Source organism: Flavobacterium sp. ABG (assembly GCF_001027725.1).
Lineage (GTDB): Bacteria > Bacteroidota > Bacteroidia > Flavobacteriales > Flavobacteriaceae > Flavobacterium > Flavobacterium cupriresistens.
Genome location: NZ_LEKS01000054.1, coordinates 1 through 656, shown reverse-complemented (window position 1 = coordinate 656; position 656 = coordinate 1). Strand labels below are relative to the sequence as shown.

Genomic DNA, 656 nt, shown 5'->3' with positions numbered 1-656 from the left:
TTTGCACAATCACACCCAATTTTCGGTGTTGCAGTCTACTATTAGTATTGCAGCATTAGTAAAAGCGGCGGCACAACAAAAAATGCCTGCGGTTGCCATGACGGATCATGCGAATTTGATGGGTGCTTTTCATTTTGTTCGCGATATTTTATACCATAATAAAGCCGCTGAAGCCAAGAATAAAGCCGCTGTCGCAAATGGTGAAGAACCGACAGAAGTCCAGATGAAACCGATTGTAGGTTGCGAATTTTTTGTATGTGAAGACCATAACAATAAGTCGGTTAAAGACAATGGGTATCAAATAGTACTTTTGGCGAAGACTAAAAAAGGCTATCATAATTTGGCTAAAATGTCTTCCATCGCGTATACCGAAGGTTTTTATTATGTGCCAAGAATAGACAGGAAAGTTATTCAGGAATTCAAAGAAGATATTATTGTTTTGTCTGGAAACCTTTATGGCGAAATCCCAAACAAGATTTTAAATATTGGTGAAAACCAAGCCGAAGAAGCCTTGATTTGGTGGAAAAATGAGTTCAAGGAAGATTTTTATATTGAGGTGATGCGTCACAATCAGGAAGATGAGAATCGAGTGAATGCATCTTTGATTTCATTGGCAAGAAAGCATGATGTCAAGATTATAGCGACGAACAATACTT

Annotated in this window: 1 protein-coding gene; it reads left to right on the top strand. The window is 38.0% G+C overall.

Features of this window, described 5'->3' with window-relative positions:
• The coding region (locus tag AB674_RS21615) for a PHP domain-containing protein (RefSeq protein ID WP_117610370.1) at positions 1 to 656 on the top strand (656 nt) is incomplete at both ends.